The organism is Mesorhizobium sp. M1066 (assembly GCF_040318635.1).
Lineage (GTDB): Bacteria > Pseudomonadota > Alphaproteobacteria > Rhizobiales > Rhizobiaceae > Mesorhizobium.
This window is the reverse complement of sequence record NZ_JAMYMR010000002.1, coordinates 416,354-440,853: the sequence shown is the minus strand read 5'-3', so window position 1 is coordinate 440,853 and position 24,500 is coordinate 416,354. Positions and strand designations below refer to the sequence as shown.

The following is a 24,500-nucleotide window of genomic DNA, read 5'->3' as shown; positions in this document are numbered from 1 at the left end:
GAAATCTTACGGAGCCAGGGGCGACTACGGCAAGAGGCGATTTCGGATTTGATCATGCGGTACAGGCATTTCCTCAAACTATTCTCGGCTGGCACAATCGCGCTGTCGGTCCTGGCCGGGCCGGCGCTGGCCAATCCGGTGGTCGTGTTCGACCTCGGCAGCGGCAAGATCCTGCAACATCAGGATGCGTTCAAGCGCTGGTATCCGGCATCACTGAGCAAGCTGATGACCGCTTATGTCACCTTTCGGGCGATCGCCGCCGGCGAGGTGCAGCTTGATTCGCCGATCAAGGTGACTAAGCATTCCGCCGGGGAGCCGCCAAGCAAGATGGGCTTCAAGCCGGGCTCGGTGATGCGGCTCGACAACGCGCTGAAGATGATGCTGGTCAAATCGGCCAACGACATCGCCATGGCGGTGGGCGAAAATGTCGGCGGTTCGCAGGCGGCCTTTGCCGAACGGATGAATGCGGAGGCCGCCCGGCTCGGCATGAACGGCACGCATTTCGTCAATCCGAATGGGCTTTTTTCGCCTGACCAGTACACGACGGCGCGCGACCTCGCCGTGCTGGTGATGGCGATCCGCCGCGAATTTCCGCAATACGCGCCGTGGTTCTCGATCGAGGGCCTTGCCGTCGGCAAGAAGGCTATTCCCAACTACAATCTGCTGATCGGCCGCTATCCCGGCGCCGATGGCATGAAGACCGGCTTTGTCTGCCCTTCGGGCTTCAACATGATCGGTTCGGCGACGCGCAATGGGCGCACGCTGGTCGCGGTTGTGCTTGGCGAGAAATCGGCGGTCACCCGCGCCGAGACCGCCGCGAGATTGCTCGACCAGGGTTTTGACACGCCGGCCGCCGGTTCGGCCACCGTCACCACGCTGGCGCCCTATGGCGACACCGTCTCGCCCAACGACATGCAGGACGAGGTCTGCAGGAAGAAGGCGCCTGCGGAACAGTCCGAGGCACCGCCGGTCGTCGCCAAGAACGTGCCGAAATCGCCGTATCAGGAAAAGCTCGACCATGTGCCGACGCTGGTTGCCGTCGGCCTTGGCGGCGCCACCGGTCCGGCGCCGAAGGCCATCCTCGACCAGGGCGCCCAGGAATATGCCGATGTGCCGATCCCGAGCTGGCGGCCCGACAGGCCGGCACCGGCCGGCACCGGCCCGAAAATTGCCGGCTCCGCCGCACAGGGCGACCAGCCGGCCAAGGTTGCGAACTAGCCAATGGCGAGCGGCTTCCCGATCCCAGTCTCGGTGCTGACCGGTTTCCTCGGCGCCGGCAAGACGACGCTGCTCAACCGGCTGCTCAAGGGTCCGGCGCTGGCCGATACGGCGGTGATCATCAACGAGTTCGGCGAGGTGCCGATCGACCATCTGCTGGTCGAGCAGTCTTCCGACGGCATCATCCAGCTGTCGGACGGCTGCCTGTGCTGCACGGTGCGCGGCGAACTGGTCGATACGCTGGCCGATCTGGTCGACCGGCTGCAGACCGGCCGCATCGCCCGTCTGGCCCGCGTCATCGTCGAGACCACCGGCTTGGCGGACCCGGCGCCGGTGCTGCAGTCGATCATGGCGCATCCGGCGCTGATCCAGGCCTTCCGGCTCGACGGCGTCATCACTCTGGTCGATGCCGTCAACGGCAACGCCACGCTCGATGCCCATGTCGAGGCGGTGAAGCAGGCTGCCGTCGCCGATCGCATCGTGCTCAGCAAAGCCGATCTGGTCGCCGATCCCAATGAGTTGGAAATGCTTCGGGCGCGCCTGCGGCAGATCAATCCGGGCGCCGAACTGCTCGATGCCGGCGACACGGAGACAGGCGTGGCGGCGCTGTTTGACTGCGGCCTCTACAACCCTGCAACCAAATCCGCCGATGTGCGGCGCTGGCTGGGCGAGGAAGCAGCGCATGATCACCATCATCATGATCATGATGATGGGCATGATCACGAACATGGCCGTGACCATGGGCATCGCCACGATTCGCGCGTGCGTTCCTATTCGTTGGTGCATGACGGCCCGGTGCCGTTTTCGGCGATCGAGATGTTCCTCGACCTGCTGCGTTCGACGCATGGCGAGCATCTGCTGCGCATGAAGGGCGTCATCGAACTCAGGGAAGACCCGTCGCGGCCGCTGGTGATCCATGGCGTACAGAAAATCCTGCATCCGCCGGTGCAACTGCCGTCCTGGCCCGATGGCCAGCGCGGCACGCGGCTGGTGCTGATCACGCTCGATATGCCCGAAGATTATATCCGCAGGCTGTTCGCCGCCTTCACCAACCGGCCGTCGATCGACACGCCCGACCGCGCCGCGCTGGAAAACAACCCGCTGGCGATTGCCGGGCGGTAGCCCCCATGATTACGGAGCGCCGCGCTCGACCAGGAAGCGATGGCCGCCGGAGACCGCCGCCGTTTCAATCAACTGGTGGCCGCTCTCCGAACAGAATGCCGGAATGTCGATGACGGCGAGCGGGTCCGTGGTCTCCAGCCAGAGCCGGCTGCCCGGTTGCATCCCGGCCAAGCGCTTCTTGGCCTTGAGCACGGGCAAGGGGCAGTTCAGCCCCTTGAGGTCATAAATAGCGGCGCGATCATCCACGGGCGAAATCAACCGCCGAACATGCCGAGCAGCTTGTTCTTCAGCTTCGTCACGCGGCTCTCGTCGGCACTCGCCGCTTGCGTCTCAGCCATCGGTGCCGCTTCCGAAGGGGCCGCGATGGTCGCGGTGGCGACAGGGGCTTCCTTGGCGGCCTTTTCGGCCGCCTTTTCGGCCAGAGCCTGAGCCTTGGCGGCTTCCTTGGCTTGCTTGGCCGCCGCTATGGCAGCGAGCCTCTGCTCCTCGGCCTTCTGCTTGGCAGCTTTTTCGGCGTCAAGAGCGGCCATCTTGCGGCCGGCAGGCGAATCGATGCGGCCCATGCGTGCCGTCTCGGTGACCGAGCCGTCATTGTTGAGCGACGGCGGATCGATCGGCACGCGTTCGCCGCGTGCGCGGCGCTTGGACCAGTCGGAGACGATGCTGGCTTCCTTGATACCGGCGATGGTCGGCTTGGGCGCCGGCACGCTGGCCTTGACCGCGCCGCTGAACGCAGCGTCGTAGGTGCTCATGTAGGAATTGTAGGCGCTCTTCAGCGAATCAGGTTGCGTGGTCGCCGGGCAGGCGCCGGTCGGATCGAATGTCTGACCGTCGGCGGCAACCTGGTTGAAGACATAACGCTTCTCGCAGACATCGACCTTCGGCGGCACCTTGGTGATCTCGAAATTGTCGTAGCCGACCTTCAGCATCTTCCAGAAGTCGTAATTGGGGTCGTTGCGGTAGCGCGCCATGTTGGCGGCGGTCATGCGGAACGGAAACGCCTGGATCTGGAACTCGGTCTGGCCGCCCTGGAAGGCATCGCGGCCAAAGGCATAGATCTGCTCGATCTGTGCATCGGTCATCGAATAGCAGCCCGACGACGAGCAGGCGCCGTGCACCATCAAATTGGAGCCGGTGCGGCCATTGGCGCGGTCATAGGCGTTGGGATAGCCGATGTTGAACGACAGATGGTAGTTCGAGCGCGGATTCATCTGCGCCGGGCGCACCGTGTAGAAGCCTTCCGGCGCCTGGCGGTCGCCTTCGGTGTATTTCGGCCCGAGCTTGCCCGACCATTTGCAGATGTCGTAGCTGGCGACCATGTCGTAGCGGCCGTTGGTCTTGGCCTTCCAGATCTCGAGCTTGCCTTCTTCCTTGAAGATGCGGGCCATCACCGACGAGGTGCGGACCATGCCCTTGGCTCTCATGTCGGCGAGGATCTTGTCGGGCAGCGGCTTGTTGGCCTCCGGCGCGAAATCCTTCATCGACGAATTGTTGCAGCCGGCAACGCCGAGGGCGGCGATCAGGATTCCGGTGCGGGCAAGCTTGATAAACATGGCTGCGGATATCGTCTTTTCTCTGGCGCCAGGACGTTTCCTGCCTGGCCGCTGCACTGCACATCGACGGACCCTAAGCCCGTTAACCCTAACAAATTCCTTACCGCAAGCGCCGACGCATCCCCCTGCGGCAGTCTCATTGAGCCGAATGCAGCGGCATTTTTGTGGCAAAAATGCTCGTAGCCGCCACATTGTGGCGGGCAAGGCTGCCTGCGGTCAGAGACTGCGGCCCATGGCCAGGTATTTTTCGCGGCGCTGCTCGCGGAAATCGGTGTTGGCGCCGGCAAAGTCCTTCATCGTCCTGGCGATCAGGTCTCCGGTCGCGCCGATCACGGTTTCGGCGCCGCGATGCGCGCCGCCGAGCGGCTCGGGGATGATGGCGTCGATGATCTTCAGCTCCAGAAGGTCCTGCGCGGTGATCTTCATGTTGGTTGCCGCATCCTTCGATCGCGTCGTGTCGCGCCACAGGATAGAGGCGGCGCCTTCCGGCGAAATCACCGAATAGATGGCGTGTTCGAGCATGTAGACGCGGTTGGCGGTGGCGATGGCAATGGCTCCGCCCGAACCACCTTCGCCGATGACCACCGAGATCGACGGTACTTTCAGGCCGAGACAGGTCGAGGTTGAACGGGCGATAGCCTCCGCCTGGCCGCGCTCTTCAGCGTTGACACCGGGATAGGCGCCGGCCGTGTCGACCAGCGTCAGCAGCGGGATCTTGAAGCGGTCGGCCAGTTCCATCAGCCGTACCGCCTTGCGGTAGCCCTCCGGGCGAACCGATCCGAAATTATGCTTCAGGCGGCTGGCTGTGTCGGAACCTTTTTCCTGGCCGATGATGGCAATGGGTTCGCCGCGGAAACGGGCGAAACCGCCGACGATCGCCTGGTCCTCACCGAAATTGCGGTCGCCGGCCAGCGGCGTGAAATCGGTGAACAGGCCCTTGATATAGTCGACGCAATGCGGCCTGTCGGGATGGCGAGCCACCTGCACCTTCTGCCACGGCGTCAGCGCCTTGTAGGCGTCGCGTAGCGCGTCGCGGGAGCGCTTCTCGAGACGGCTGATCTCGTCGCCGACATCGACCGCCTCGCCGTTCTCGGCAAGCTTCTTCAGCTCGAGGATCTTGCCCTCGAGGTCCTGCACCGGCTTTTCGAAATCGAGGTAGTTGTACATGCGTGAGCGGACCGATACGTCGGAAGGCAATGGCTGACGGAACCCTTGAATCCAAGGCTCCGGGCGGTGAAATGTCGTCCTCACATAGCGATATGAGGCCTAGTCGGCAAGCGGATGATGATCGTTGACCAGCCGCACCAGCCGCTCTTCCAGCACATGGGTGTAAATCTGTGTCGTCGATATGTCGGCATGGCCAAGCAATTGCTGCACGGCCCGGAGATCGGCGCCGTTCTGCAGGAGATGGCTGGCGAAAGCATGGCGCAGCACGTGCGGCGAGATCTTCGCCGAGGCGATGCCGGCCCTTGCCGCCAGCCCTTTCAGGTCACGCGCGAAGACTTGACGCGAGAGATAGCCGCTGTCGGAGGCGGCCGGAAACAGGAACGGACTGTCGGCAAAGGCGGGCACCTTGGCACGGGCGGCAAGCCAGGTCTTCATCGCCGCGCGTGCCTTGGCGGACAGCGGCACCATGCGCTCCTTGTCGCCCTTGCCGCGCACCATGAAGAAACGGTCGTCGCGCTGCGCCACCGTCACCGGCAGGCCGACCAGCTCGGAAACGCGCAGGCCGGTGGCGTAAAGCACCTCGACCAGCGCATGCAGGCGAAGTGATGCCAGGCTGTCCCCATCGCCCGACGAGACATCGCCGGCTTCAAGTGCCGCACGGTCGATCAGCCGGCCGGTGTCGGCCTCGCTCATCGTCTTGGGCAGCGGGCGGCCCTTTTTCGGACTGTCCAGCGTGCCGGTCGGGTCATCGCCGCGCAGGCCTTCGGCGTAAAGGAATTTGAAGAACTGGCGGATCGCCGACAGTTTGCGCGCCTGCGACGTGGCTGCAAAGCCGCGGGCGGCAATGTCGTCGAGATAGGCGCGGATATCGGCGGCGGCGGCAGTGGCCAGCCCGCCATCGATCGCGCCAGAAGCGTCCTCGAGGTCGCGGCGGTAGGAGGAAAGCGTGTTTTCGGCCGCGCCCCGCTCGGCGCTCATCATTTCCAGAAAGGCTTCGATGCGGGCGGCGCTGTTCATTCAATTTTTCTTCGGGTTCAGCTTTTCTTGGGGTTCAGCTTTTCCGGAGGGATGCGCACGCTCATTTCCCCCTTCTTTGGCTCGACGAACATCACCAGGGCGAACATCGTACCATAGGCAATGCCAGCCAGAATCGCTGTTACCACGACAAAGCGAAACAGTGTCGGCATCAATTTTCGCCCGTCTTCTTGTTCTGCGTTTCCAAACCCTGTCCCCTTATGGGACGCCAATCCGGCCAATTCAAGGAAGAAGCTGGGGCCTGTTAGCAACTTCTGATGCAGACCCTGCCGGTCCATATCGGGTTCAAGGCACTTGCCACGCTTGACGCAAACGGGCTTTTCATGTCGATACGCCGGCAAAGAGGGCCCTCGAACAATCCAATGAACGCGCTGCCAGCAAATCCTCCAGACGAGACCCACGCCGCGTTGCTTGGCCGGCTGGGCAGCCGTTCCGTCGTCTTCGTCGGACTGATGGGCGCCGGCAAGACGGCGATCGGCCGCAAGGTGGCGACGATGCTGGCGCTGCCCTTCATCGACAGCGACCAGGAGATCGAAAGCGTCTCGCGCATGACCGTTCCGGAACTGTTCGAGCGCTATGGCGAGACCGAATTCCGGGCGCTGGAGCAGCGCGTCATCCTGCGCGTGCTGGAAAACGGCCCGCAGGTGCTATCGACCGGCGGCGGCGCCTTCATGAACGTACAGACACGCGAGGCGATTGCAGCGCAGGGCGTGTCGGTATGGCTGAAGGCCGAACTCGACCTTCTGATGGACCGCGTCTCCAAGAAACAGAACCGGCCGCTCCTGAAAAGCGCCGACCCCCGCGCCGTGCTGGAGCGGCTGATGGGCGAGCGCTATCCGGTCTACGCGACATCGGACGTCACCGTGCCGACCCGCGACGACCGCAAGGAAGTCATCGCGACCGAGGTGGTGGACGCGCTGTGCCGGCATTTCGGCATCGATGAGACGACGGCGGCGGGCGAGGTGGAATCGTGAGCATCAATGCACCCGTTGCCGTCGAAGTCGGCCTTGGCGATCGGACCTATGACATTCTGATCGGCTCGGGGTTGTTGGCCCGCGCGGGCGCCGAGATTGCGCGCCGGCTGCCGGGCACGCGCGCTGCGGTTATCACCGATGCCAATGTCGCGGCAGCGCATCTCGCTGCCCTTCAGGCCAGCCTCGAAACAGGTGGCATCCAGACCGCCGTGATCACGTTGCCGCCCGGCGAGAAGACCAAGAGTTTTGCCCATCTCGAGGAAGTGGTCGACGGTGTTCTGGCTGCGAAACTGGAGCGAGGCGACATCGTCATCGCCTTCGGCGGCGGCGTTATTGGCGACCTTGCGGGCTTTGCCGCCGGCATTGTGCGGCGCGGGATGAATTTCGTGCAGATCCCGACCTCGCTGCTGGCGCAGGTCGATTCCTCGGTCGGCGGCAAGACCGGCATCAACAGCCCACGCGGCAAGAACCTTGTCGGCGTCTTCCATCAGCCGAAACTGGTGCTGGCCGACACCGGAGTGCTCGACACGCTGCCGATCAGGGAATTCCGCGCCGGCTATGCCGAACTCGCCAAATACGGGCTCATTGACCGGCCGGAATTTTTCGCCTGGCTGGAAAAGAATTGGGTCCAGGTTTTTGCCGGCGGGCCGGAGAGGGTGCAGGCTATTGCCGAAGCCTGCCGCGCCAAGGCCGATGTGGTTGCGCGCGACGAATTCGAGACCGGCGACCGCGCGTTGCTCAATCTCGGCCACACATTCGGCCACGCGCTGGAAGCCGCCACCCAATATGACGGAAGCCGCCTCGTCCATGGCGAAGGCGTCGCAATCGGCATGGCGCTGGCCTACCGGTTCTCGTCACGGCTCAATCTGGCCAGCCCCGACGATGCCGCGCGCGTCGAGTCGCATCTGCGCGCCGTCGGCCTGCCTTGGCGGATAGCCGACATCCCGGGCGAATTGCCTGACGCCGAGGCTCTGCTTGCCTTCATCACCCAGGACAAGAAGGTGTCACGCGGCGCGCTGACCTTCATCCTGACGCGCGGCATCGGCCAGGCTTTCATTGCCAAGGATGTTCCGGCATCGGAAGTGCTGTCGTTTCTGACAGAAAACCATCCTGACCAGCAGAAGATGCGGCCGAGATGACCAACGAGCCCGGCTGGATCGTCGTCGCCGTCCTTGCCATCCTCATCGTGCTGCTCGTTGCCGTGCGCACGCGCCTGCTTGCCATGTTCGGATACGAGCTTTCGCGCATCGAGCCGCAGCGTTCCAGCCAGGACGAATTGCGCGGTGCGGTCGACGATTTCCGCCGCGACGGCCAGGTGGTGCGCGAGGATCGCGACCGCGTCGGCGGGCTGTTCGATCTCGCCGAGCTGGAAGTCTCCGACGTCATGGTCCACCGCACCAACATGCGCTCGGTCAATGCGGACAATGCGCCGGAAGCGGTGGTGCGCGAGATTTTGCAAAGCCCGCACACCCGCATGCCGCTGTGGAAAGGCTCGCTCGACAACATCGTCGGCGTGCTGCATGCGAAGGATCTGCTGCGCGCCTTGAACGAAGTCGGCAACGATTTCTCCCGGATCGACGTGATGAAGATCGCCTCGAAACCCTGGTTCGTGCCCGACACCACGACCTTGCAGGAACAGCTCAACGCCTTCCTGCGCCGCAAGGCGCATTTCGCCGTCGTCGTCGACGAATATGGCGAGGTCGAAGGGCTGGTGACGCTGGAGGACATTATCGAGGAGATCGTCGGCGAGATCGCCGACGAGCATGATGTCGACATACAGGGCGTCAAGCAGGAGGCCGACGGCTCCGTCGTCGTCGACGGTACGGTGCCCATCCGTGACCTCAACCGGGCTCTCGACTGGAACCTGCCGGATGAAGAGGCCACCACCATTGCCGGCCTCGTCATCCACGAGACGCAATCGATCCCCGAGGAGAAGCAGGCTTTTACGTTCCACGGCAAGCGCTTCGTCGTCATGAAACGCGACAAGAACCGGATCGCAAGGCTGAGGATCAGGCCAGCCGGCGACACCTGATACGCGCAGGGAGGCCGGGGCACGTCATCCGGCGATCTGGCTGGTCGAGCGTTCGCGGATCGTCGCGCCGGTCTCGGCATCTATGGCCGCCAAGCTGACTTCATATCCCCAAAGCCTGCGAATGTGACGAAGCGTGGCATCGCGGCTGGCATCCTCGAGAAGGATGCCGTCATTGACCTTGTGCTGCAGCCGCAAATGGCGGTCGCCGAGCAGATCGACATCCACCACCTGAATGTCCGGCCGGTTCGCGCCGAGATCGTAACTGTTGGCGAGCGCGTCGCGTATCTTGCGGTAGCCGCGCTCGTCGTGGATCGAGGCGACCAGACAATGCGGTTGGTCGGCAGCGTCGCCGAGCACAAAAAACCGCCATTTCCGGATCATGGCCGGACTGAGGTACTGGCGGATAAACGATTCGTCGCGATGATCGGCCCAGGCGTCAAGCAGGACCTCGCGCCAGTTGCCCTGGCCGGCGATGTCGGGAAACCAATCGCGGTCCTCGGCCGTGGGTTTGGTCGAGATGCGCTGAATGTCCTGCATCATGTCGAGGCCGAGAGCATAGGGGTTGATGCCTGAAAAGCGCTGATCGTCGAAGGCCGGCTGGAAGATCACGTTGGAATGATTGCGCAGGATTTCGAGCATGGCGCCTTCGCTGATCTGGCCGCGGTCGAACAGCATGTTCATCAGCGTATAGTGCACGAAAGTGGCACAGCCTTCGTTCATCACCTGTGTTTGCCGTTGCGGGTAAAAATATTGCGCGATGACGCGGACGATCCTGATGATCTCACGCTGCCAGGGCTCCAGGACCGGGCTGTTCTTTTCCAGGAAATAGAGCAGGTTTTCCTCAGGAAGGTTTAGCGATTTCTTCCGCTCCGGGTCTTGGCCCTTCTCGTTGGTCGCTTGCTGGGAAGGCGGCAGCGTACGCCACAAGTCGTTGTAGGAGCGCTCCTCGTATTCGAGACGCTCGCGAATTCCTTCGCGCTGCCGTTCCGACGACAGCCTCGGCGGCCGGTGATAGCGAAACACGCCCTGATCCATCAGCGCGTGGGCGGAATCGAGAACAGCCTCGACGGCGGCGAGGCCGTGCCGCTCCTCGCAACGGACTATGTAGCCCTTGGCGAAGTCCAGGTAGCCGAGGATCGCACCCGCATCCGTCCACTGTTTGAACAGCTGATTGTTCTTGAAGAAATGATTGTGCCCGAGCGCTGCATGGGCCGTCACCAAGGCCTGCAGGGCCATGGTGTTTTCCTCCATCAGATAGACGATGCAGGGATTGGAATTGATGACCAGTTCATAGGCAAGCCCTCGCCCGCCTTTGCGATAGAGCAGATCCTGGTGGAGGAAATGTTTGCCGAAAGACCAGTGACGGTACATCAATGGCATGCCGATGGATGAATAGGCGTCGAGCATTTGTTGCGACGAGATGATCTCCATCTGAACGGGATAGGTGTCCAGATGAAGCTCTTCAACCGCAAGTGCCTCGATCGCGTCATAGGCCCGTGACAATGTTTTGAAATCCCAGTCTGACCCTGAGAAAAGCAGGCTGGATTTGCTCGCTTGTCTGGCCATCGGGAACCCTCACGCTCTCTTGAGGGAGGCCGGCTGCCTGCCGAAGAGCTGGCGAAAGACCGGGTAGATATCGGCGGGTGTGGCGATGCGGCTCATCTGGAAGTTCGGCCACTTCTGGTCGATGGCGTTATAGGCACGCCACAGCGACGTCCCGTTTTCGGTCGAGCCGAAAATATGGGCTTCACGCTCGTCGATGATCTCGACATAGGCAAAATATTGGCACAGCCGCATGAGCTCGCCGTTGAGCAGCGAAATGCATCGCTCTGAATCGCCGGCGAAATTGTCGCCGTCCGAGGCCTGGGCGGCATAGATGTTCCAGTCGTGGGCCGGGTAGCGGCTGGCGATAATACGGTGCATTTCCTCCAGCGCGGTGGAAACGACAGTGCCGCCGCTTTGGGTGTTGTAGAAAAATGTCTCCTCGTCGACCTCCTGAGCCAGGTGCGTGTGGCGGATGAAGACAATCTCGATGCGGTCGTAGCGTCGTTTCAAGAACAGGTGCAGCAGCACGAAGAAGCGCTTGGCCAGATCCTTCTCGCGCTCGCCCATGGACCCGGACACGTCCATCAGACAGAACATGACGGCATTGGCGTTCGGCACCGGCCGGGAATCGAAGCGGTTGAAGCGGATGTCGACCGGATCGACGTAGGCAATCCGACGGCGGCGTCGTTCCAGCCGGTCAAGCTCTTCGCGCAATGCCGCGATACGCTGGCGCGCGTCGACGCTGGATGGCGCCGACTCGAGCGAGGCGATTTCCTCGAGGATCGCATCCAGTTCGACCTGCTTGGGGCGCCTCAGCGCAATGCGGCGGCCGTGGCTGTTGCGCATCGTGCGGCCGACATTGATGTTGGTGGGCGAACCGGTGGCGGCGAAGCCGGCTCTGCGCGGCTTGAAGGCAAGGATCTCTTTGAGGTTGAGCTTGACCATGTCCGGGAGCTCGAGATCCTCGAAGAATAGATCGAGCACTTCCTCGCGCGACAGTACGAAACGAAAGTCGTCCTCGGATGCCTTGTTTCCCGGGGACGATGCTCCCCCGCCGCCTCCGCCGGGCTTGGGGATCAGGTCTCCAGCGGAGAAATGCCTGTTGCCCGGCAAGATGTGCTGGCGCTTGCCGCTGTCGCGGGCGTTGTTGAAGCTCGGCTCGCTTGTGCCTCTTTCGGGCATGCGCACGGCGTGCTCGGAATCCGCGTCGGCAATCCTGCCGGTGCGGATCTGGTCGCGTATGCTCCGCTTCAATTCCTCGCGCGCGCGTCGGAGGAAGCGCTGGCGATTGCCGAGACTCTTGTCTTTCGGGTTCAGGCGGCGGTCGATGAAGATCGGCATGGAACCATCCGGGTTCTCTAACCCGCCCTGTTCACCCGCATGTACCAGTCCACAAGGCGACGAACCTGCCGCTCGGTGTAGCCGCGCTCGACCATCCGCTGCACGAATTCATTGTGCCGCTTTTCCGTGACGCTGTCCTGCTTGGAGCCGAAACTGATCACCGGCAAGAGGTCCTCGACTTGGCCGAACATGCGTTTTTCGATGACTTCCCGCAGCTTTTCGTAACTTGTCCACGCCGGGTTGCGGCCATGGTTTCTTGCACGGGCGCGCAGCGTGAATTTCACCACCTCGTTGCGGAAGTCCTTGGGATTGGCGATGCCGGCCGGTTTTTCGACCTGCGAAAGCTCGTTGTCCAAAATTTCGCGGTTGAGGATCTGGCCGGTGTCAGGATCCTTGTAGTCCTGGTCTTCGATCCACGCGTCGGCGTAGGCGATGTAGCGGTCGAAAAGGTTCTGGCCGTACTCGCTGTACGATTCCAGATAGGCTTTCTGGATCTCATGGCCGATGAATTCGGCATACCGCGCGGCCAGCTCGGACTTGATGAACTCCAGATAGGCGGCTTCCGTCTCCTTCGGAAACTGTTCGCGCTTGATTGCCTCCTCCAGGATGTACATGAGATGCACGGGGTCGGCGGCCACCTCTTCGGTGTCATAGTTGAAGGTCTGCGACAGGATCTTGAAGGCAAAGCGCGTGCTGACGCCTGCCATGCCCTCGTCGACGCCAGCGGCGTCCCGATATTCCTGAACCGACTTGGCCTTGGGGTCGACTTCCTTGAGGTTCTCGCCATCATAGGCGCGCATCTTGGTGTAGAGCGGCGAATTGTCGTGCTCGGCCAAGCGGGTCGAGACGGTAAACCGGCTGAGGATGTCCAGCACCTCTGGAGCGCAGGGACTGGCGGCCAATTCGCTCTCCCGCAGCAGCTTCTCGTAGATATGTCGCTCTTCGGTTATCCGCAGGCAATACGGCACCTTGACCACGAGGATGCGATCGAGAAAAGCCTCATTGTTCTTGTTGTTCTTGAACTGCAGCCATTCCGACTCGTTGGAATGGGCCACGATGATCCCCTGGTAGGGAAAGGCGCCGAAATTTTCGGTGCCGTTGTAGCTGCCTTCCTGGGTGGCGGTCAGCAGCGGATGCAGGACCTTGATAGGCGCCTTGAACATTTCGACGAATTCAAGCAGGCCCTGGGTGGTCCGGTTCAGTCCGCCACTGTAGGAATAAGCGTCCGGATCGGATTGGCTGAAATTTTCCAATTGCCGGATGTCTACCTTGCCAACCAGGGCCGAAACGTCCTGATTGTTCTCGTCGCCGGGCTCGGTCTTGGCGATGCCGATCTGGCGCAGCCGCGAAGGCATCAGCTTGACGACGCTGAACTTGGAAATGTCGCCGGAGAGTTCATCGAGGCGCTTGGCCGCCCATGGCGAAATGAGCCCATTCAACCGGCGTCGGGCAATGCCGTATTTATCCTCCAGCAGGTCGCCCATGCGATCGGGATGGAAAAGGCCCAGCGGCGATTCGAAAACCGGGCTGACCTGGTTGCCGACCTTCAGCGTATAGATCGGGCGCTGTTCCATCAACTTCTTCAGCCGCTCGGCAAGGGACGATTTGCCGCCGCCCACGGGGCCGAGCAAATAGAGGATTTGCTTGCGCTCCTCGAGCCCCTGGGACGCATAGCGAAAATAGCCGGCGATGCGCTCGATTGTGTCCTCCATGCCATAGAAATCGGCAAAGGAGGGGTACACTTTCAGGGTCCGGTTGGAGAAAATGCGGCCGAGCCGCTCATCCTTGCTGGTGTCGACCAGGTTCGGCTCGCCGATCGCCTCGACCATCCGCTCAGGCGCCGAGGCATACATTGATCTGTCTTCTCGGCAGGCAAGGAGATACTGCTGGATGCTGATCTCTTCCTGCGCCGCGTTGGTGTAAATTTCCGAAAACAGATCGAAGACGTCAGACTGGTTCTCTCGCATGATGCTTTTGCCCTCGGAGCCGCTGTGGCTTCCATTCGGCTCACCTCGCATTCAACTGTCGGGGGGTGCCGTTTGTTCCCTTCATGTGAAGAGGTGGCTGCGATCATAAGGATTTGAGGCCACTCCGGGATCAAGGCGCTCGGTGCGGCGGTATTCAGCGCGGGTAGCGGGTGTGTTGCGAATCCCTGACTGGACGGCTGGGGCCGCCGCGTGCAGTCTTGCCTCGCCAGGAGACAGTGATGATCGATCGACGAAGCCTGATCATGGCCTCGGTGGCGGCGATGCTGCCGTTGGAAGCATCGGCCGCGTCGGAAACACGCCGACCCACGCCAAAAACCTTAGACTACGGGCCGGCCAAGCTCGACATCTATGCGCCCGATGATGCAATGGGCCTGCCGGTCGTGTTTTTCGTTCATGGCGGCACCTGGCAGTTTGGCAAACGCAGTCAGGTCGACGCCAAACCGGCCTTCCTGCTCGCCAACGGCTTCTGCTTCGTCTCCATCGATTACCGCATGTTGCCGCAGGCCGAGGTCGCCACCCAGGCCGGTGACGTCGAAAAGGCCTACGCCTACATCAGGGCCAACATCGCCCGACATGGCGGCGATCCCAACCGCATCGTCGGCATGGGCCATTCGGCCGGCTGCCATCTGATTGCGCTGACCGGCATGCGCGGCGGGTTGCCCGGCATAGCCGCGCTCATTCTCGACGACACCAGGGCCTATGATCTTGCAGCACTTGCCAAGAAGGGCGGCATGGTGCGGGCCTATGCCCGCGTCTTTTCCGATGCCGCGCAATGGGCGGCACTGTCGCCGGCCAGCCATGTCGACGGCCGCAGGCACCCGCCGACGTTCATTGCCTATTCGCGCGCCCCTGGCCGCGGCGAGGACTCCAAGGCCTTTGCCGAGCGCCTGCGCGCGACGGGCACCAAGGTTACGCTGTTCGACGGCAGCGCCTATTCGCACATGTCGATCAATCGCGACTTTGGCGAGGATGGCGACGCGCTGACCGCGGCCGCGCTGGCATTCCTGAAATCGACGGTTGGCTGATCTTTACGGCACTGGATCAGATCAAAAGTGGTGGCGGGACATTGCTGTGCGGGCGCGCCCGGGTGCAAGTGCTCTTCGATCGTGAGCGGGAGGGAATTGCATGAACGGCGCCGATGTCCTGTGTGACGTGCTTCTGGCCAATGATGTGACGGTCTGCTTCGCCAATCCCGGCACCTCCGAAATGCACTTCGTTGCAGCACTTGACCGCAAGCCGAAAATGCGTTGCGTGCTCGGGCTGTTCGAGGGCGTGGTGACCGGGGCCGCCGATGGCTATGCGCGGATGACCGATCGGCCGGCCGCGACGCTGCTGCATACCGGTCCCGGCCTGGCCAACGGTCTCGCCAACATGCACAATGCCCGGCGTGCCTTCAGCCCGTTGATCAACATCGTCGGCGACCACGCCTCTTACCATCTGCCGCTCGATGCCCCGCTCACCAGCGATATCGAAAGCCTTGCGGCGCCGATGTCCAACTGGGTCGGCCGCGTCAAGGGCCCGGCCGATATCGCGCCGGCAGCTGAAGCAGCCTTTCGCGCCTCGCTGACACCACCCGGCGTCGCGACGATGATCCTGCCGGCGGATGCCGCCTGGGGCGAAGTCGACGCGGTTTCGGTCGGCAAGGTGAAGCTGGTGCCAGCGCCGGCCGTCGATATGGACGCCGTGCGCAAGGTCGCCGCGGCGATCCGTGCCGCTCCGGGCCGGGCAGGCATGATCGTTCGCGGAAAGGCCGCACGCGCCGGTGCGCTCGCCATCGCCGGGCAAATCTCGACGGGCAGCGACGTCCGGCTATTCGGCGAGGTTCTGATCGCACGGATGCAACGCGGGCGCGGGCGTGTCGCGCCGACCCGCATTCCCTATCCGGTCGACGCGGCGATGGCTGTGCTCAGGGATGTCGATGTTCTGATCCTGGTCGGCGCGAAGGAGCCGGTTGCCTTCTTCGCCTATCCGGGAAAACCGGGACGGCTCGTACGGGAAGGCTGCGAGGTGCTGACACTGGCCGCCCATGGCGACGATCTGCATGCGGCGCTGGAGGCGCTTCGCGACGAACTTGGCATCAAGCCGCAGCAACGACAGGTGCTCGCGGCCGCTTTTCCCGACGAGGCAACGCCGAGCGGCAAGCTGACGGAAGATGCGATCGCGCTGTCGGTGGCGCGCAAACTGCCGGCCGATGCGATCATTTGCGATGAAGCGGTCACCTCGGCCAGGCGTTTCTTCGCGCTGTCGGCCTTTGCAGCGCCGCACGACTACATGATGGGCACGGGCGGATCGATCGGCGGCGGCATCCCGATGGCGACCGGGGCGGCAATCGCCTGTCCGGACCGCAAGGTGATCAATCTCGAGGCCGATGGCAGCGGCATGTACACGGTGCAGGGATTGTGGACGCAGGCGCGGGAAAAGCTCGACGTGGTGACGATCGTGTTTTCCAACCGAACCTATGCGATCCTGCATGGCGAGATGAAGAATGTCGGCGTCGGCGCCATCGGCGAGAACGCCAGGCGCATGCTCGACCTCGACTATCCCTCGCTCGACTGGGTGTCGCTGGCCAAAGGCATGGGCGTGGAGGCGGCCCGCGCCGATACGTGCGAGCGCTTCGAGGCGCTGCTGGACAGCGCGCTGTCACGGCGCGGGCCGTTCCTCATCGAAGCGGTGCTCTGAGCGCGGCGAAAAACGATAGGCGGAACCGAGCTACCAGCGGGTCTTTTCGCCGGGAGCCGCCGGTTCGATCGCCAGCGCGTGCACGCCGGCCTTCAATTCGTCGGCAAGCAGTTCATTGACGGCGCGGTGACGGTCGATGCGGCTCATGCCGGCAAAGGCGGAAGCGACGACGCGGACGCGAAAATGCGTCTCGCCGGTGCCGTCGTAAGTGCCGTGATGGTCGGAGCCGTGATGGTGGTGGCCGGCATGGAGATGGCTCTCGTTGATGATGACCAGCCTGTCCGGCGAAAATGCCTTATTGAGCTTGTCTTCCATGGTCGCCTGTATGGACATCGCCATCTCCCTTCACCAAATATCGCTGGCGTCTCGGCCTGGAAACCGAAAATCGGTTTCGCGAGGGGCCGCCGCCGTGCAACAAAATCCGCCATTCGCCTGCTTTATGCCGCGATTCAGCGGTTAGGGCGATGATCGCGAAAATGTCAATTCTTGTTTCGCATCTGCGAACGCCCCATAAATGGGTAAGATGAAGCCGTACCCCAAATATTTCGAGAAGATTCGCGTCCGCCCCGACAAGGACGCGGAGCTGAAGTCGCACTCGCCGATCTGCCAGTGGGACGGCTGCAAGGAAGCGGGCACCCATCGTGCGCCGGTCGGGCGCATGAAGGAGGGCGAGTATTTCCATTTCTGCTTCGATCATGTGCGCGAGTACAACAAGGGCTTCAACTACTTTTCCGGCGTGCCGGACACCGAGGTCGCGCGCTTCCAGAAGGAAGCCATGACCGGGCACCGGCCGACCTGGAAGATGGGCGCCAACGGGGCCTCGACGCGGTCGTCGCCCGATATGGCCCAGATGCGTTCCGGCCGGGCCGGCTACTATAACCGCATGCGCGACCCGTTCGACCTGTTCAAGGGACCGAAGGATCCGCGCGAGGCGCGCGAGCGCAAGGCCAAGCCGCTTGAGGCCAAGGCGCTGGAAACGCTTGGCCTTGATACAAAGGCGACTGGCAAGGAGATCAAGGCGCGCTATAAGGAACTGGTGAAACAGCACCATCCGGATGCGAATGGTGGCGACAGAGGTTCGGAAGACCGGTTCCGCGATGTGCTGCAGGCCTATCGCGTGCTCAAACAGGCGGGCCTGTGCTGAGCGGCCATACGGTTTGTGTCGTTTTCCAACTTTCATAAGGTTGGAAAAGGCTCTAAGACCGCCCCCGGACAAAATCGATTGCCGGCGAAATCAGACGTTTCGCCCGTGGAGACGTTGAGAGATATGAACAAGGTCGATCGTGACATCGCCAATCTGCCCGACACGACGGTGTCGGTGAAGGAGAAATTCGGCTTCGAGTCCAAGATGGTGGTGCCGGCCTATTCGGTGACATCGGAGCATGTGCCCGACATCGACCCGGACTATCTCTTCGACAAGAACACGACGATGGCGATCCTTGCGGGCTTTGCCTACAACCGCCGCGTCATGGTGTCGGGCTATCACGGCACCGGCAAGTCGACCCATATCGAACAGGTTGCCGCCCGCCTCAACTGGCCTTGCGTGCGCGTCAACCTCGACAGCCATGTCAGCCGTATCGATCTCGTCGGCAAGGACGCGATCGTGGTCAAGGACGGCCTGCAGATCACCGAATTCCGCGACGGCATCCTGCCCTGGGCCTACCAGCACAATGTCGCGCTGTGCTTCGACGAGTACGACGCCGGCCGTCCGGATGTGATGTTCGTCATCCAGCGCGTGCTGGAATCGTCGGGCCGGCTGACGCTGCTCGACCAGAGCCGGGTCATCCGCCCGCATCCGGCCTTCCGGTTGTTCTCGACCGCCAACACGGTCGGCCTCGGCGACACCACTGGCCTCTATCACGGCACCCAGCAGATCAACCAAGCGCAGATGGACCGCTGGTCGATCGTCACCACGCTGAACTATTTGCCGCACGACAACGAAGTCGCCATCGTGCTGGCCAAGGCCAAGCACTATCGCGACAGCAAGGGCAAGGACATCGTCAACAAGATGGTGCGCGTCGCCGACATGACACGTTCGGCCTTCATCAACGGCGATCTGTCGACCGTGATGAGCCCGCGCACCGTGATCACCTGGGCCGAGAATGCCGAGATATTCGGCAATATCGGCATGGCGTTCCGGCTGACCTTCCTCAACAAGTGCGATGAACTGGAACGCTCGGTGGTGGCCGAGTTCTACCAGCGCGCCTTTGGCGAGGATCTGCCCGAGAGCGCCGCCAACGTGGTGCTGGGCTAAGCAGAGTCTCGATGGCGGGTCCGGGCGACAACACGCGCAACAAGTCGAAGACGGGTTCTGAAGCCGACAGCTTCAAGCGCGCCGTCACCGTCTGCATGCGCGCCATCGCCGGCGACAAGGAGCTGGAGGTCGGCTTCGCCAAGGACCGGCCGGCGCTCGCCGGCAGCCGTGCGCGTCTGCCAGAATTGCCGAAGAAGGCGTCGAAGACCGATATCGCGATCACCCGCGGCCTCGGCGATTCCATGGCGCTGAAGCGCGCCTGCCACGATGTGCGCATCCACACCAAGCTGGCGCCGGAAGGCAAGGCGGCCCGCGCCATCTATGACGCGGTCGAACAGGCTCGCGTCGAGGCGATAGGCTCACGCGCCATGCAAGGCGTCGCCGACAATATCGGCTCGATGCTGGAGGACAAATACGCCAAGGCCAATCTCGTCGACGTCAAGGACAAGGCCGACGCGCCGATCGAGGAAGCACTCGCCTTGATGGTGCGCGAGAAGCTCACCGGCCGTCCGATCCCGAAAAGCGGCGAGCGGCTGGTCGAACTCTGGCGCCCTTGGGTCGAGGAAAAGGCCAAGGCCGATCTCGACGGGTTGTCGGCCAAGCTCGGCGACCAGCAGGCGTTCGCCCGGGTCGTGCGCGAGATGCTCGCCTCCATGGAAATGGCCGAGGAGCTCGGCGACGACCAAGAGACGGAAGATTCCGAGGACAATGACGACAACCAGCCGCAAGGCGAGGAGCAGAGCGAGGAGGGCGGCGAAGAGGATTCCGGCTCCGAGCAGTCGCAGTCCGAGGACGCCGAAGCTTCGGCCGATGACGAACAGTCGGCCGAGACCGAAGCCTCCGACGCCACCGCGGACGACCTGTCCGACGATGACGACGCCGATGCCGAAACGCCCGGCGAGGCGCGCCGCAACGACAATCCCTTCACCAATCTGCCGAAGGAGATCGACTACAAGGTCTTCACCACGGCTTTCGACGAGACGGTCGGGGCCGAGGAGCTGTGCGAAGAAGAAGAGCTCGACCGGCTGCGCGCCTTCCTCGACAAGCAGCTGGCCAATCTGTCCGGCGTCGTCGGGCGGTTGGCCAACCGGCTGCAGCGTCGCCTGATGGCACAACAGAACCGCTCCTGGGATTTCGACCTGGAAGAAGGTTACCTCGACCCGGCAAGGCTGGTGCGGGTAGTCATCGACCCGATGCAGCCGCTGTCGTTCAAGCAGGAGCGCGACACCAAATTCCGCGACACGGTGGTGACGCTGGTGCTCGACAATTCCGGCTCGATGCGCGGCCGGCCGATCACGGTCGCGGCAACCTGCGCCGACATATTGGCCCGCACGCTGGAGCGTTGCGGCGTCTCAGTCGAGATCCTCGGTTTCACCACGCGGGCCTGGAAGGGCGGCCAGGCGCGCGAGAAATGGCTGAAGGACGGCAAGCCGCCGAATCCTGGCCGGCTCAACGATCTGCGCCACATCATCTACAAGTCCGCCGACCATCCGTGGCGGCGGGCACGGCGCAATCTCGGCCTGATGATGCGCGAAGGCCTGCTCAAGGAAAATATCGACGGCGAGGCGCTGCTGTGGGCGCACAACCGGCTGATCGCCCGGCCCGAGCAGCGCAAGATCCTGATGATGATCTCGGACGGGGCGCCGGTCGACGATTCGACGCTGTCGGTGAATCCGGGCAATTATCTCGAGCGCCATCTGCGCGCCGTCATCGAGCTGATCGAGACGCGTTCGCCGGTGGAACTGCTGGCCATCGGCATCGGCCACGACGTCACGCGCTACTACCGCCGGGCTGTCACCATCGTCGATGCCGAGGAACTGGCCGGCGCCATGACCGAGCAGCTGGCTTCGCTGTTCGCCGAGGAAAGCGCGAAGGATACGCGACGCGGCGGTGGTATGCGGCGCGCCGGATGATTTCCAGGCGCGGCGGCTTTCAGCAGACGCTTTTCGCCGCCGTCGCCCTGCTTTCCGGCGTGGCTTCGGCGGCAGCCGGTTCAGCTGATTCTACCTCGGTCGAGCCGGTCGAAGTCTCGGCCCGACCGATCGCCGAATTCCACATTGGCCATGCCGACAAGCAGTTCGGTCCGCTCGAATTCGTCGGCGGGCTGGAAATGACTTCGCCGATTCGCGATTTCGGTGCGCTGTCGGCCTTCCGTTTCCTGAAAGCCGGCGGTGATTTCATCGGCGTTGCCGACACCGGCTTCTGGTTCTTCGGCACGGTGGTCCGCGACGCCGACAAGCGACCGTCCGGCATCCAGAATTTCCGCATGCAGCAGATGGTCGACGAGGCCGGCCGGCCGATCGATAAGAAATGGGAGGTCGATGCGGAAGGCCTCGCGGTCAAGGACGGCATCGCCACCGTCGGCTTCGAGCGCGATCACCATGTCGCTCAGTTCAAGATCGACCCCACTGACATGAAGGCGCCGTTCAAGCAGCTGGATTTCGTGGTTCCGGCCCGGGAATTGCGCCAGAATCGCGGCTTCGAGACTGTCACCCATGCCGATGCCAACGGCCAGCATGAGGGTGGGCTTGTCGTGGTCTCCGAGAAGAGCCTCGACAAGGCTGGCAACATCTATGCCGCCATCATCGAAGGCCCGCACAAGGGCGTCTTCACCGTCAAGCGCAATGGCGATTTCGACATCACCGACGGCGCCTTCCTGCCGGATGGCGATCTGTTGCTTCTGGAGCGCAGTTTTTCGATGGCCAGAGGCGTCAAGATGCGGCTGCGGCGCATCTATGGCGAGAGCGTCGAGAAGGGCGCCGTCGCCGACGGGCCGGTGCTGCTGGAGGCCGACATGGGCTACCAGATCGACAATATGGAAGGGCTCGACGTCTGGACCCGCGACGACGGCGCGCAGATGGTGTCGCTGATCTCCGACGACAACCACTCGATCCTGCAGCGCAACCTCTATCTGGAATTCATCCTGCACCAGGATTGAGCGGCGCTCCAACTGCAAAGCTTTGAGGGTTTTCAACGGCGGGTTCGATTTGGTCGGACGCCTTCCCCCATTCCGTCGCTGCTCCGCAGCGCCACCTCCCCCTCCGGAGGAAGAGGAAGAAGTTTGGTCTGGCGAACGCATATCCTTCCTCCACCCGTCGATGGGGAAACGCCCTCCTCTGCCCCGTCGATCGGGGAGAGGTGGCGAGCGAAGCTCGACGGAGTGGGGTCGACTGTTCATCGCCAAAACACTTTAGTCCAGACTTGACAATTGACGCCAACCCCGTAATACTCAAGTCCATGCTTAACTATTCCGAGATCGACAGCATCCTTCGCGCTCTTGTCGAGCCGACACGCCGGCAGATCCTGGAAAGGTTGAGCCGTGGACCGGCCACGGTCAGCCAGCTGGCGGAACCGTTCGGCATGACATTCGCGGCAGTCCTGCAACATCTGCAGACGCTGGAGGCCTGCGGGCTGATCCGCAGCGAAAAGATCGGGCGGGTGCGTACCTGCCGGATCGAGCCAGGCGGGCTTGCTCCGCTCGCCGACTGGATTACCGAACGCCGCATACCGGCGGAACGCCACCTCGACCGGCTTGGCCAGATCCTGGCCGAGACAGATCAATCCCCCAAGAAAAATCAGGACCAGGAAAAGGACGAGCAGCAATGAACCAGATCGCCCCCGTCAAAGACGAGCATTCCGTCATCCACTCCACATTCACCATCGAGCGGACCTATCCGCAATCGCCAACCCGTGTGTTCCATGCCTTTGCCGACAAGGCGACCGTGCGGCGCTGGCGGATCGATGGCGATGGTTTTGCCATCGCCGAATTCAGCTTCGATTTTCGCGTCGGTGGTGGCGAGGTGTCGCGGTTCAGCTATGCCGGCGGTCCAGAGGTCAGGCTTGACGCGCAGTTCCAGGACATCGTTCCCGACCGGCGCATTGTTTTCTCTTATCGGATGGCGATCGGGCCGCAACCAATGTCGGCATCGCTCACCACTGTCGAGCTGATACCCTCAGGCGATGGCACGCGACTAACCTATACCGAGCAGGGCGCCTTTTTCGACGGTGTCGATTCCGCCAAGGGACGAGAAGAGGGAACCCGTGGGCTGCTGGAGGCCCTTGCTGCGGAACTTCAGAAGTCAGGATCGTGAGCCGTTGGCGGCGATCCAGATGACATGGCGCGCGCCGCGCTTGCCGTTGGCGCGCGTATTGACCTCTTCGACCGCGAAGCCTGCCTGCTTCAGCCGCCGCGTGAAGCCGCTGTCTGGGCCTTGCGACCACACTGCCAGCACGCCGCCGGGTTTCAGGGCGCTGCGTGCGGCTGCGAGGCCTTGCACGCTGTAAAGTGCGTCGTTGGATTTGTGGACGATGCCTTCCGGGCCGTTGTCGACATCGAGCAGAATGGCGTCCCAGGCCGCGGGCCGCGACCGGATCAACTGCCCGACATCGGTTTCCTGGATGATGACGCGAGGATCGTCGAGACAGCCGTCAAAGATTTCGGCCATCGGGCCACGTGCCCAGGCGACGACGGCGGGCACCAGTTCGGCGACGACGATTCCGGCATCATTGGCCAATTCTGTGAGTGCGGCGCGCAAGGTAAAACCCATGCCAAGCCCACCGATCAGGATTGTGGGCCGGCTATGGCCGGCAATCCGCTCGCAGGACAGTTTTGCCAGCGCTTTCTCGGAACCGCTGAGGCGGCTGTTCATCAGTTCGTTGGTGCCCAGCATGATCGAGAATTCGGTGCCGCGCCGCTTGAGGCGAAGTTCTTGTGCGCCATCCGGGATCTTGGCCGAATCGAGCTGGACCCACGGGATCATGATCTTTGTCCGACCATGATCTTTTCCGAAAACCGGGTCCCACTCTTCGGGATCATGGCTTAAGCCGCAACCGCCGGCTGGCTCCAGCGGGCGGCGAGCAGACGGTAGGGGATCAACGCCACGACGGCGATGATCAGTTTCACCGAGAGATCACCAAGCGCCCAAGAAATCCAGCGCATCGCCTCGACGTGGAAGACGCCCATCAAAGGTGCGTTTTCCAACGCAAAGCCGTCGTTTGGTCCGGCGAAGGCAAAGGCAGCCGAGAAAGCGACGGTGAAGAACACGGCGGTGTCGAACACCGACCCGACCAGCGTGCCGATGATCGGCGCGCGCCACCAACTCTGCCGGCGCAGCCGGTTGAAGACGGTGACATCGAGCAATTGCGCGCTGAGGAACGCCGCTCCGGACGCGGCCGCGATGCGGACCAGCCGGTCGGCGGCGGTCTCGAATTCGATCAGGCCGTGGCGGAACAGGAAGGGCGGGACAAGGATCGAGCAGATCACCGCCGTCATGAAGCCGACAAAGACGATCCGGCGCGCCACAGTGGGGCCGTAGCGGCGGTTGGCGAGGTCGGTGACCAGGAACGAGAAGGGATAGGTGAAGGCCCCCCAGGTCAGAATGTCGGCCAGCGAGAGGCCGCCGATCTGGCCCTGCATCGGGAATTGCACGAGAATGTTCGATGCCACGACGACAAGCGCCATGGCGGCCACGAATGGCAAATACCGCGAGAAGGAAGTCATTTTTTTATCCTGGGTAATGGAACCAGCCAAGCACCATGCCCATGCGGGCGATGCTTGCCTTCGTATGTGGGCACCGGATTGCCAAAACCTTG

Annotated in this window: 24 protein-coding genes; 13 read left to right on the top strand and 11 right to left on the bottom strand. The window is 62.7% G+C overall.

Annotated features, from left to right (window positions below):
• Positions 1–54: 54 nt before the first annotated feature.
• Positions 55–1,218 carry a D-alanyl-D-alanine carboxypeptidase family protein gene (locus NKH52_RS05145; RefSeq protein WP_352727783.1) on the top strand — a complete coding sequence of 388 codons (1,164 nt, stop codon included), beginning with the start codon at positions 55–57 and terminating at the stop codon, positions 1,216–1,218.
• 3 nt (positions 1,219–1,221) lie between these two features.
• Positions 1,222–2,340, top strand: a complete 1,119-nt coding sequence (locus NKH52_RS05140) for a CobW family GTP-binding protein (RefSeq protein WP_352727785.1) — start codon at positions 1,222–1,224, stop codon at positions 2,338–2,340.
• 9 nt (positions 2,341–2,349) lie between these two features.
• On the opposite strand, the gene NKH52_RS05135 is transcribed toward NKH52_RS05140, so the two are convergent.
• The 5 genes from NKH52_RS05135 to NKH52_RS05115 form a co-directional block, all read right to left on the bottom strand.
• Positions 2,350–2,586: a sulfurtransferase TusA family protein gene (locus NKH52_RS05135; RefSeq protein ID WP_164761850.1), complete on the bottom strand. Its 237-nt coding sequence runs from the start codon at positions 2,584–2,586 to the stop codon at positions 2,350–2,352.
• A gap of 8 nt (positions 2,587–2,594) precedes the next feature.
• The gene (locus tag NKH52_RS05130; protein WP_352727787.1) at positions 2,595–3,893 is read right to left on the bottom strand and encodes a L,D-transpeptidase family protein; all 1,299 of its coding nucleotides are present in this window, start codon (positions 3,891–3,893) and stop codon (positions 2,595–2,597) included.
• A 216-nt stretch (positions 3,894–4,109) separates the two neighbouring features.
• A complete protein-coding gene (locus tag NKH52_RS05125; protein WP_023811063.1) occupies positions 4,110–5,060 on the bottom strand; it encodes an acetyl-CoA carboxylase carboxyltransferase subunit alpha in 951 nt (316 codons plus the stop codon).
• Positions 5,061–5,159: 99 nt separating this feature from the next.
• Positions 5,160–6,077 carry a site-specific tyrosine recombinase XerD gene (locus NKH52_RS05120; protein WP_352727789.1) on the bottom strand — a complete coding sequence of 306 codons (918 nt, stop codon included), beginning with the start codon at positions 6,075–6,077 and terminating at the stop codon, positions 5,160–5,162.
• Between the two features lie 17 nt (positions 6,078–6,094).
• Positions 6,095–6,247, bottom strand: a complete 153-nt coding sequence (locus NKH52_RS05115) for a hypothetical protein (protein WP_013529356.1) — start codon at positions 6,245–6,247, stop codon at positions 6,095–6,097.
• A gap of 210 nt (positions 6,248–6,457) precedes the next feature.
• Between NKH52_RS05115 and NKH52_RS05110 the strand changes: the two genes are divergently transcribed.
• Genes NKH52_RS05110 through NKH52_RS05100 form a run of 3 tightly spaced genes read left to right on the top strand, consistent with a single transcriptional unit; the run spans position 6,458 to position 9,101 of the window.
• Positions 6,458–7,069: a shikimate kinase gene (locus tag NKH52_RS05110; protein ID WP_352727791.1), complete on the top strand. Its 612-nt coding sequence runs from the start codon at positions 6,458–6,460 to the stop codon at positions 7,067–7,069.
• Positions 7,066–8,208: a 3-dehydroquinate synthase gene (gene aroB, locus NKH52_RS05105; RefSeq protein ID WP_352727793.1), complete on the top strand. Its 1,143-nt coding sequence runs from the start codon at positions 7,066–7,068 to the stop codon at positions 8,206–8,208. Before NKH52_RS05110 ends, aroB begins: the two co-directional genes overlap by 4 nt.
• A complete protein-coding gene (locus NKH52_RS05100) occupies positions 8,205–9,101 on the top strand; it encodes an HlyC/CorC family transporter (protein WP_128304682.1) in 897 nt (298 codons plus the stop codon). The genes aroB and NKH52_RS05100 overlap by 4 nt, the downstream gene beginning before the upstream one ends.
• Positions 9,102–9,125: 24 nt before the next feature.
• Here the strand turns inward: NKH52_RS05100 and NKH52_RS05095 are convergent, their stop codons facing one another.
• Genes NKH52_RS05095 through NKH52_RS05085 form a run of 3 tightly spaced genes read right to left on the bottom strand, consistent with a single transcriptional unit; the run spans position 9,126 to position 13,954 of the window.
• Positions 9,126–10,667, bottom strand: a complete 1,542-nt coding sequence (locus NKH52_RS05095; protein WP_352727795.1) for a SpoVR family protein — start codon at positions 10,665–10,667, stop codon at positions 9,126–9,128.
• 9 nt (positions 10,668–10,676) lie between these two features.
• Positions 10,677–11,987: a YeaH/YhbH family protein gene (locus tag NKH52_RS05090; RefSeq protein ID WP_127295998.1), complete on the bottom strand. Its 1,311-nt coding sequence runs from the start codon at positions 11,985–11,987 to the stop codon at positions 10,677–10,679.
• A 17-nt stretch (positions 11,988–12,004) separates the two neighbouring features.
• On the bottom strand, positions 12,005–13,954 hold the full coding sequence (locus NKH52_RS05085) for a PrkA family serine protein kinase (RefSeq protein WP_352727798.1): 1,950 nt from the start codon (positions 13,952–13,954) through the stop codon (positions 12,005–12,007).
• Positions 13,955–14,193: 239 nt separating this feature from the next.
• On the opposite strand from NKH52_RS05085, the gene NKH52_RS05080 reads away from it, so the two are divergent.
• Together NKH52_RS05080 and NKH52_RS05075 are read left to right on the top strand one after the other, a co-directional pair.
• A complete protein-coding gene (locus tag NKH52_RS05080; RefSeq protein WP_352727800.1) occupies positions 14,194–15,000 on the top strand; it encodes an alpha/beta hydrolase in 807 nt (268 codons plus the stop codon).
• Positions 15,001–15,100: 100 nt separating this feature from the next.
• Complete coding sequence (locus tag NKH52_RS05075; RefSeq protein WP_352727802.1) at positions 15,101–16,654, top strand: acetolactate synthase large subunit; 1,554 nt, start codon at positions 15,101–15,103, stop codon at positions 16,652–16,654.
• Positions 16,655–16,684: 30 nt separating this feature from the next.
• Here NKH52_RS05075 and NKH52_RS05070 read toward each other — a convergent pair whose 3' ends face one another.
• Complete coding sequence (locus NKH52_RS05070) at positions 16,685–16,987, bottom strand: BolA family protein (protein WP_013529365.1); 303 nt, start codon at positions 16,985–16,987, stop codon at positions 16,685–16,687.
• Between the two features lie 181 nt (positions 16,988–17,168).
• On the opposite strand from NKH52_RS05070, the gene NKH52_RS05065 reads away from it, so the two are divergent.
• From NKH52_RS05065 to NKH52_RS05040, 6 genes are all read left to right on the top strand, one after another.
• Entirely contained in the window at positions 17,169–17,798 is a 630-nt protein-coding gene (locus NKH52_RS05065) for a J domain-containing protein (RefSeq protein WP_032909134.1), read from the top strand.
• A 123-nt stretch (positions 17,799–17,921) separates the two neighbouring features.
• The gene (gene cobS, locus NKH52_RS05060; RefSeq protein ID WP_023811073.1) at positions 17,922–18,908 is read left to right on the top strand and encodes a cobaltochelatase subunit CobS; all 987 of its coding nucleotides are present in this window, start codon (positions 17,922–17,924) and stop codon (positions 18,906–18,908) included.
• Between the two features lie 11 nt (positions 18,909–18,919).
• Entirely contained in the window at positions 18,920–20,821 is a 1,902-nt protein-coding gene (gene cobT, locus NKH52_RS05055) for a cobaltochelatase subunit CobT (protein ID WP_352441752.1), read from the top strand.
• Complete coding sequence (locus NKH52_RS05050) at positions 20,818–21,846, top strand: esterase-like activity of phytase family protein (protein WP_352727804.1); 1,029 nt, start codon at positions 20,818–20,820, stop codon at positions 21,844–21,846. Before cobT ends, NKH52_RS05050 begins: the two co-directional genes overlap by 4 nt.
• Positions 21,847–22,145: 299 nt before the next feature.
• Positions 22,146–22,514, top strand: coding sequence for an ArsR/SmtB family transcription factor (locus tag NKH52_RS05045; RefSeq protein ID WP_136620417.1), 369 nt, complete (start codon positions 22,146–22,148; stop codon positions 22,512–22,514).
• Complete coding sequence (locus tag NKH52_RS05040; protein ID WP_352727806.1) at positions 22,511–22,999, top strand: SRPBCC family protein; 489 nt, start codon at positions 22,511–22,513, stop codon at positions 22,997–22,999. The genes NKH52_RS05045 and NKH52_RS05040 overlap by 4 nt, the downstream gene beginning before the upstream one ends.
• Here the strand turns inward: NKH52_RS05040 and NKH52_RS05035 are convergent.
• The gene (locus NKH52_RS05035; RefSeq protein ID WP_352727808.1) at positions 22,988–23,668 is read right to left on the bottom strand and encodes a spermidine synthase; all 681 of its coding nucleotides are present in this window, start codon (positions 23,666–23,668) and stop codon (positions 22,988–22,990) included. The two genes, NKH52_RS05040 and NKH52_RS05035, sit on opposite strands and share 12 nt — an antisense overlap.
• Positions 23,669–23,727: 59 nt before the next feature.
• Positions 23,728–24,408 carry a queuosine precursor transporter gene (locus tag NKH52_RS05030; RefSeq protein WP_352727810.1) on the bottom strand — a complete coding sequence of 227 codons (681 nt, stop codon included), beginning with the start codon at positions 24,406–24,408 and terminating at the stop codon, positions 23,728–23,730.
• Positions 24,409–24,500 lie beyond the last annotated feature (92 nt).

What these genes read in the sequence shown, in the direction of transcription:
- NKH52_RS05145 (WP_352727783.1), top strand. Translation starts at nt 55, where the DNA reads ATGCGGTACAGGCATTTCCTCAAACTATTCTCGGCTGGCACAATCGCG.
- NKH52_RS05140 (WP_352727785.1), top strand. Translation starts at nt 1,222, where the DNA reads ATGGCGAGCGGCTTCCCGATCCCAGTCTCGGTGCTGACCGGTTTCCTC.
- NKH52_RS05130 (WP_352727787.1), bottom strand. Translation starts at nt 3,893, where the DNA reads ATGTTTATCAAGCTTGCCCGCACCGGAATCCTGATCGCCGCCCTCGGC.
- NKH52_RS05125 (WP_023811063.1), bottom strand. Translation starts at nt 5,060, where the DNA reads ATGTACAACTACCTCGATTTCGAAAAGCCGGTGCAGGACCTCGAGGGC.
- NKH52_RS05120 (WP_352727789.1), bottom strand. Translation starts at nt 6,077, where the DNA reads ATGAACAGCGCCGCCCGCATCGAAGCCTTTCTGGAAATGATGAGCGCC.
- NKH52_RS05115 (WP_013529356.1), bottom strand. Translation starts at nt 6,247, where the DNA reads ATGCCGACACTGTTTCGCTTTGTCGTGGTAACAGCGATTCTGGCTGGC.
- NKH52_RS05110 (WP_352727791.1), top strand. Translation starts at nt 6,458, where the DNA reads ATGAACGCGCTGCCAGCAAATCCTCCAGACGAGACCCACGCCGCGTTG.
- NKH52_RS05100 (WP_128304682.1), top strand. Translation starts at nt 8,205, where the DNA reads ATGACCAACGAGCCCGGCTGGATCGTCGTCGCCGTCCTTGCCATCCTC.
- NKH52_RS05095 (WP_352727795.1), bottom strand. Translation starts at nt 10,667, where the DNA reads ATGGCCAGACAAGCGAGCAAATCCAGCCTGCTTTTCTCAGGGTCAGAC.
- NKH52_RS05090 (WP_127295998.1), bottom strand. Translation starts at nt 11,987, where the DNA reads ATGCCGATCTTCATCGACCGCCGCCTGAACCCGAAAGACAAGAGTCTC.
- NKH52_RS05085 (WP_352727798.1), bottom strand. Translation starts at nt 13,954, where the DNA reads ATGCGAGAGAACCAGTCTGACGTCTTCGATCTGTTTTCGGAAATTTAC.
- NKH52_RS05080 (WP_352727800.1), top strand. Translation starts at nt 14,194, where the DNA reads ATGATCGATCGACGAAGCCTGATCATGGCCTCGGTGGCGGCGATGCTG.
- NKH52_RS05075 (WP_352727802.1), top strand. Translation starts at nt 15,101, where the DNA reads ATGAACGGCGCCGATGTCCTGTGTGACGTGCTTCTGGCCAATGATGTG.
- NKH52_RS05070 (WP_013529365.1), bottom strand. Translation starts at nt 16,987, where the DNA reads ATGTCCATACAGGCGACCATGGAAGACAAGCTCAATAAGGCATTTTCG.
- NKH52_RS05065 (WP_032909134.1), top strand. Translation starts at nt 17,169, where the DNA reads ATGGGTAAGATGAAGCCGTACCCCAAATATTTCGAGAAGATTCGCGTC.
- cobS (WP_023811073.1), top strand. Translation starts at nt 17,922, where the DNA reads ATGAACAAGGTCGATCGTGACATCGCCAATCTGCCCGACACGACGGTG.
- cobT (WP_352441752.1), top strand. Translation starts at nt 18,920, where the DNA reads ATGGCGGGTCCGGGCGACAACACGCGCAACAAGTCGAAGACGGGTTCT.
- NKH52_RS05050 (WP_352727804.1), top strand. Translation starts at nt 20,818, where the DNA reads ATGATTTCCAGGCGCGGCGGCTTTCAGCAGACGCTTTTCGCCGCCGTC.
- NKH52_RS05045 (WP_136620417.1), top strand. Translation starts at nt 22,146, where the DNA reads ATGCTTAACTATTCCGAGATCGACAGCATCCTTCGCGCTCTTGTCGAG.
- NKH52_RS05040 (WP_352727806.1), top strand. Translation starts at nt 22,511, where the DNA reads ATGAACCAGATCGCCCCCGTCAAAGACGAGCATTCCGTCATCCACTCC.
- NKH52_RS05035 (WP_352727808.1), bottom strand. Translation starts at nt 23,668, where the DNA reads ATGATCCCGTGGGTCCAGCTCGATTCGGCCAAGATCCCGGATGGCGCA.
- NKH52_RS05030 (WP_352727810.1), bottom strand. Translation starts at nt 24,408, where the DNA reads ATGACTTCCTTCTCGCGGTATTTGCCATTCGTGGCCGCCATGGCGCTT.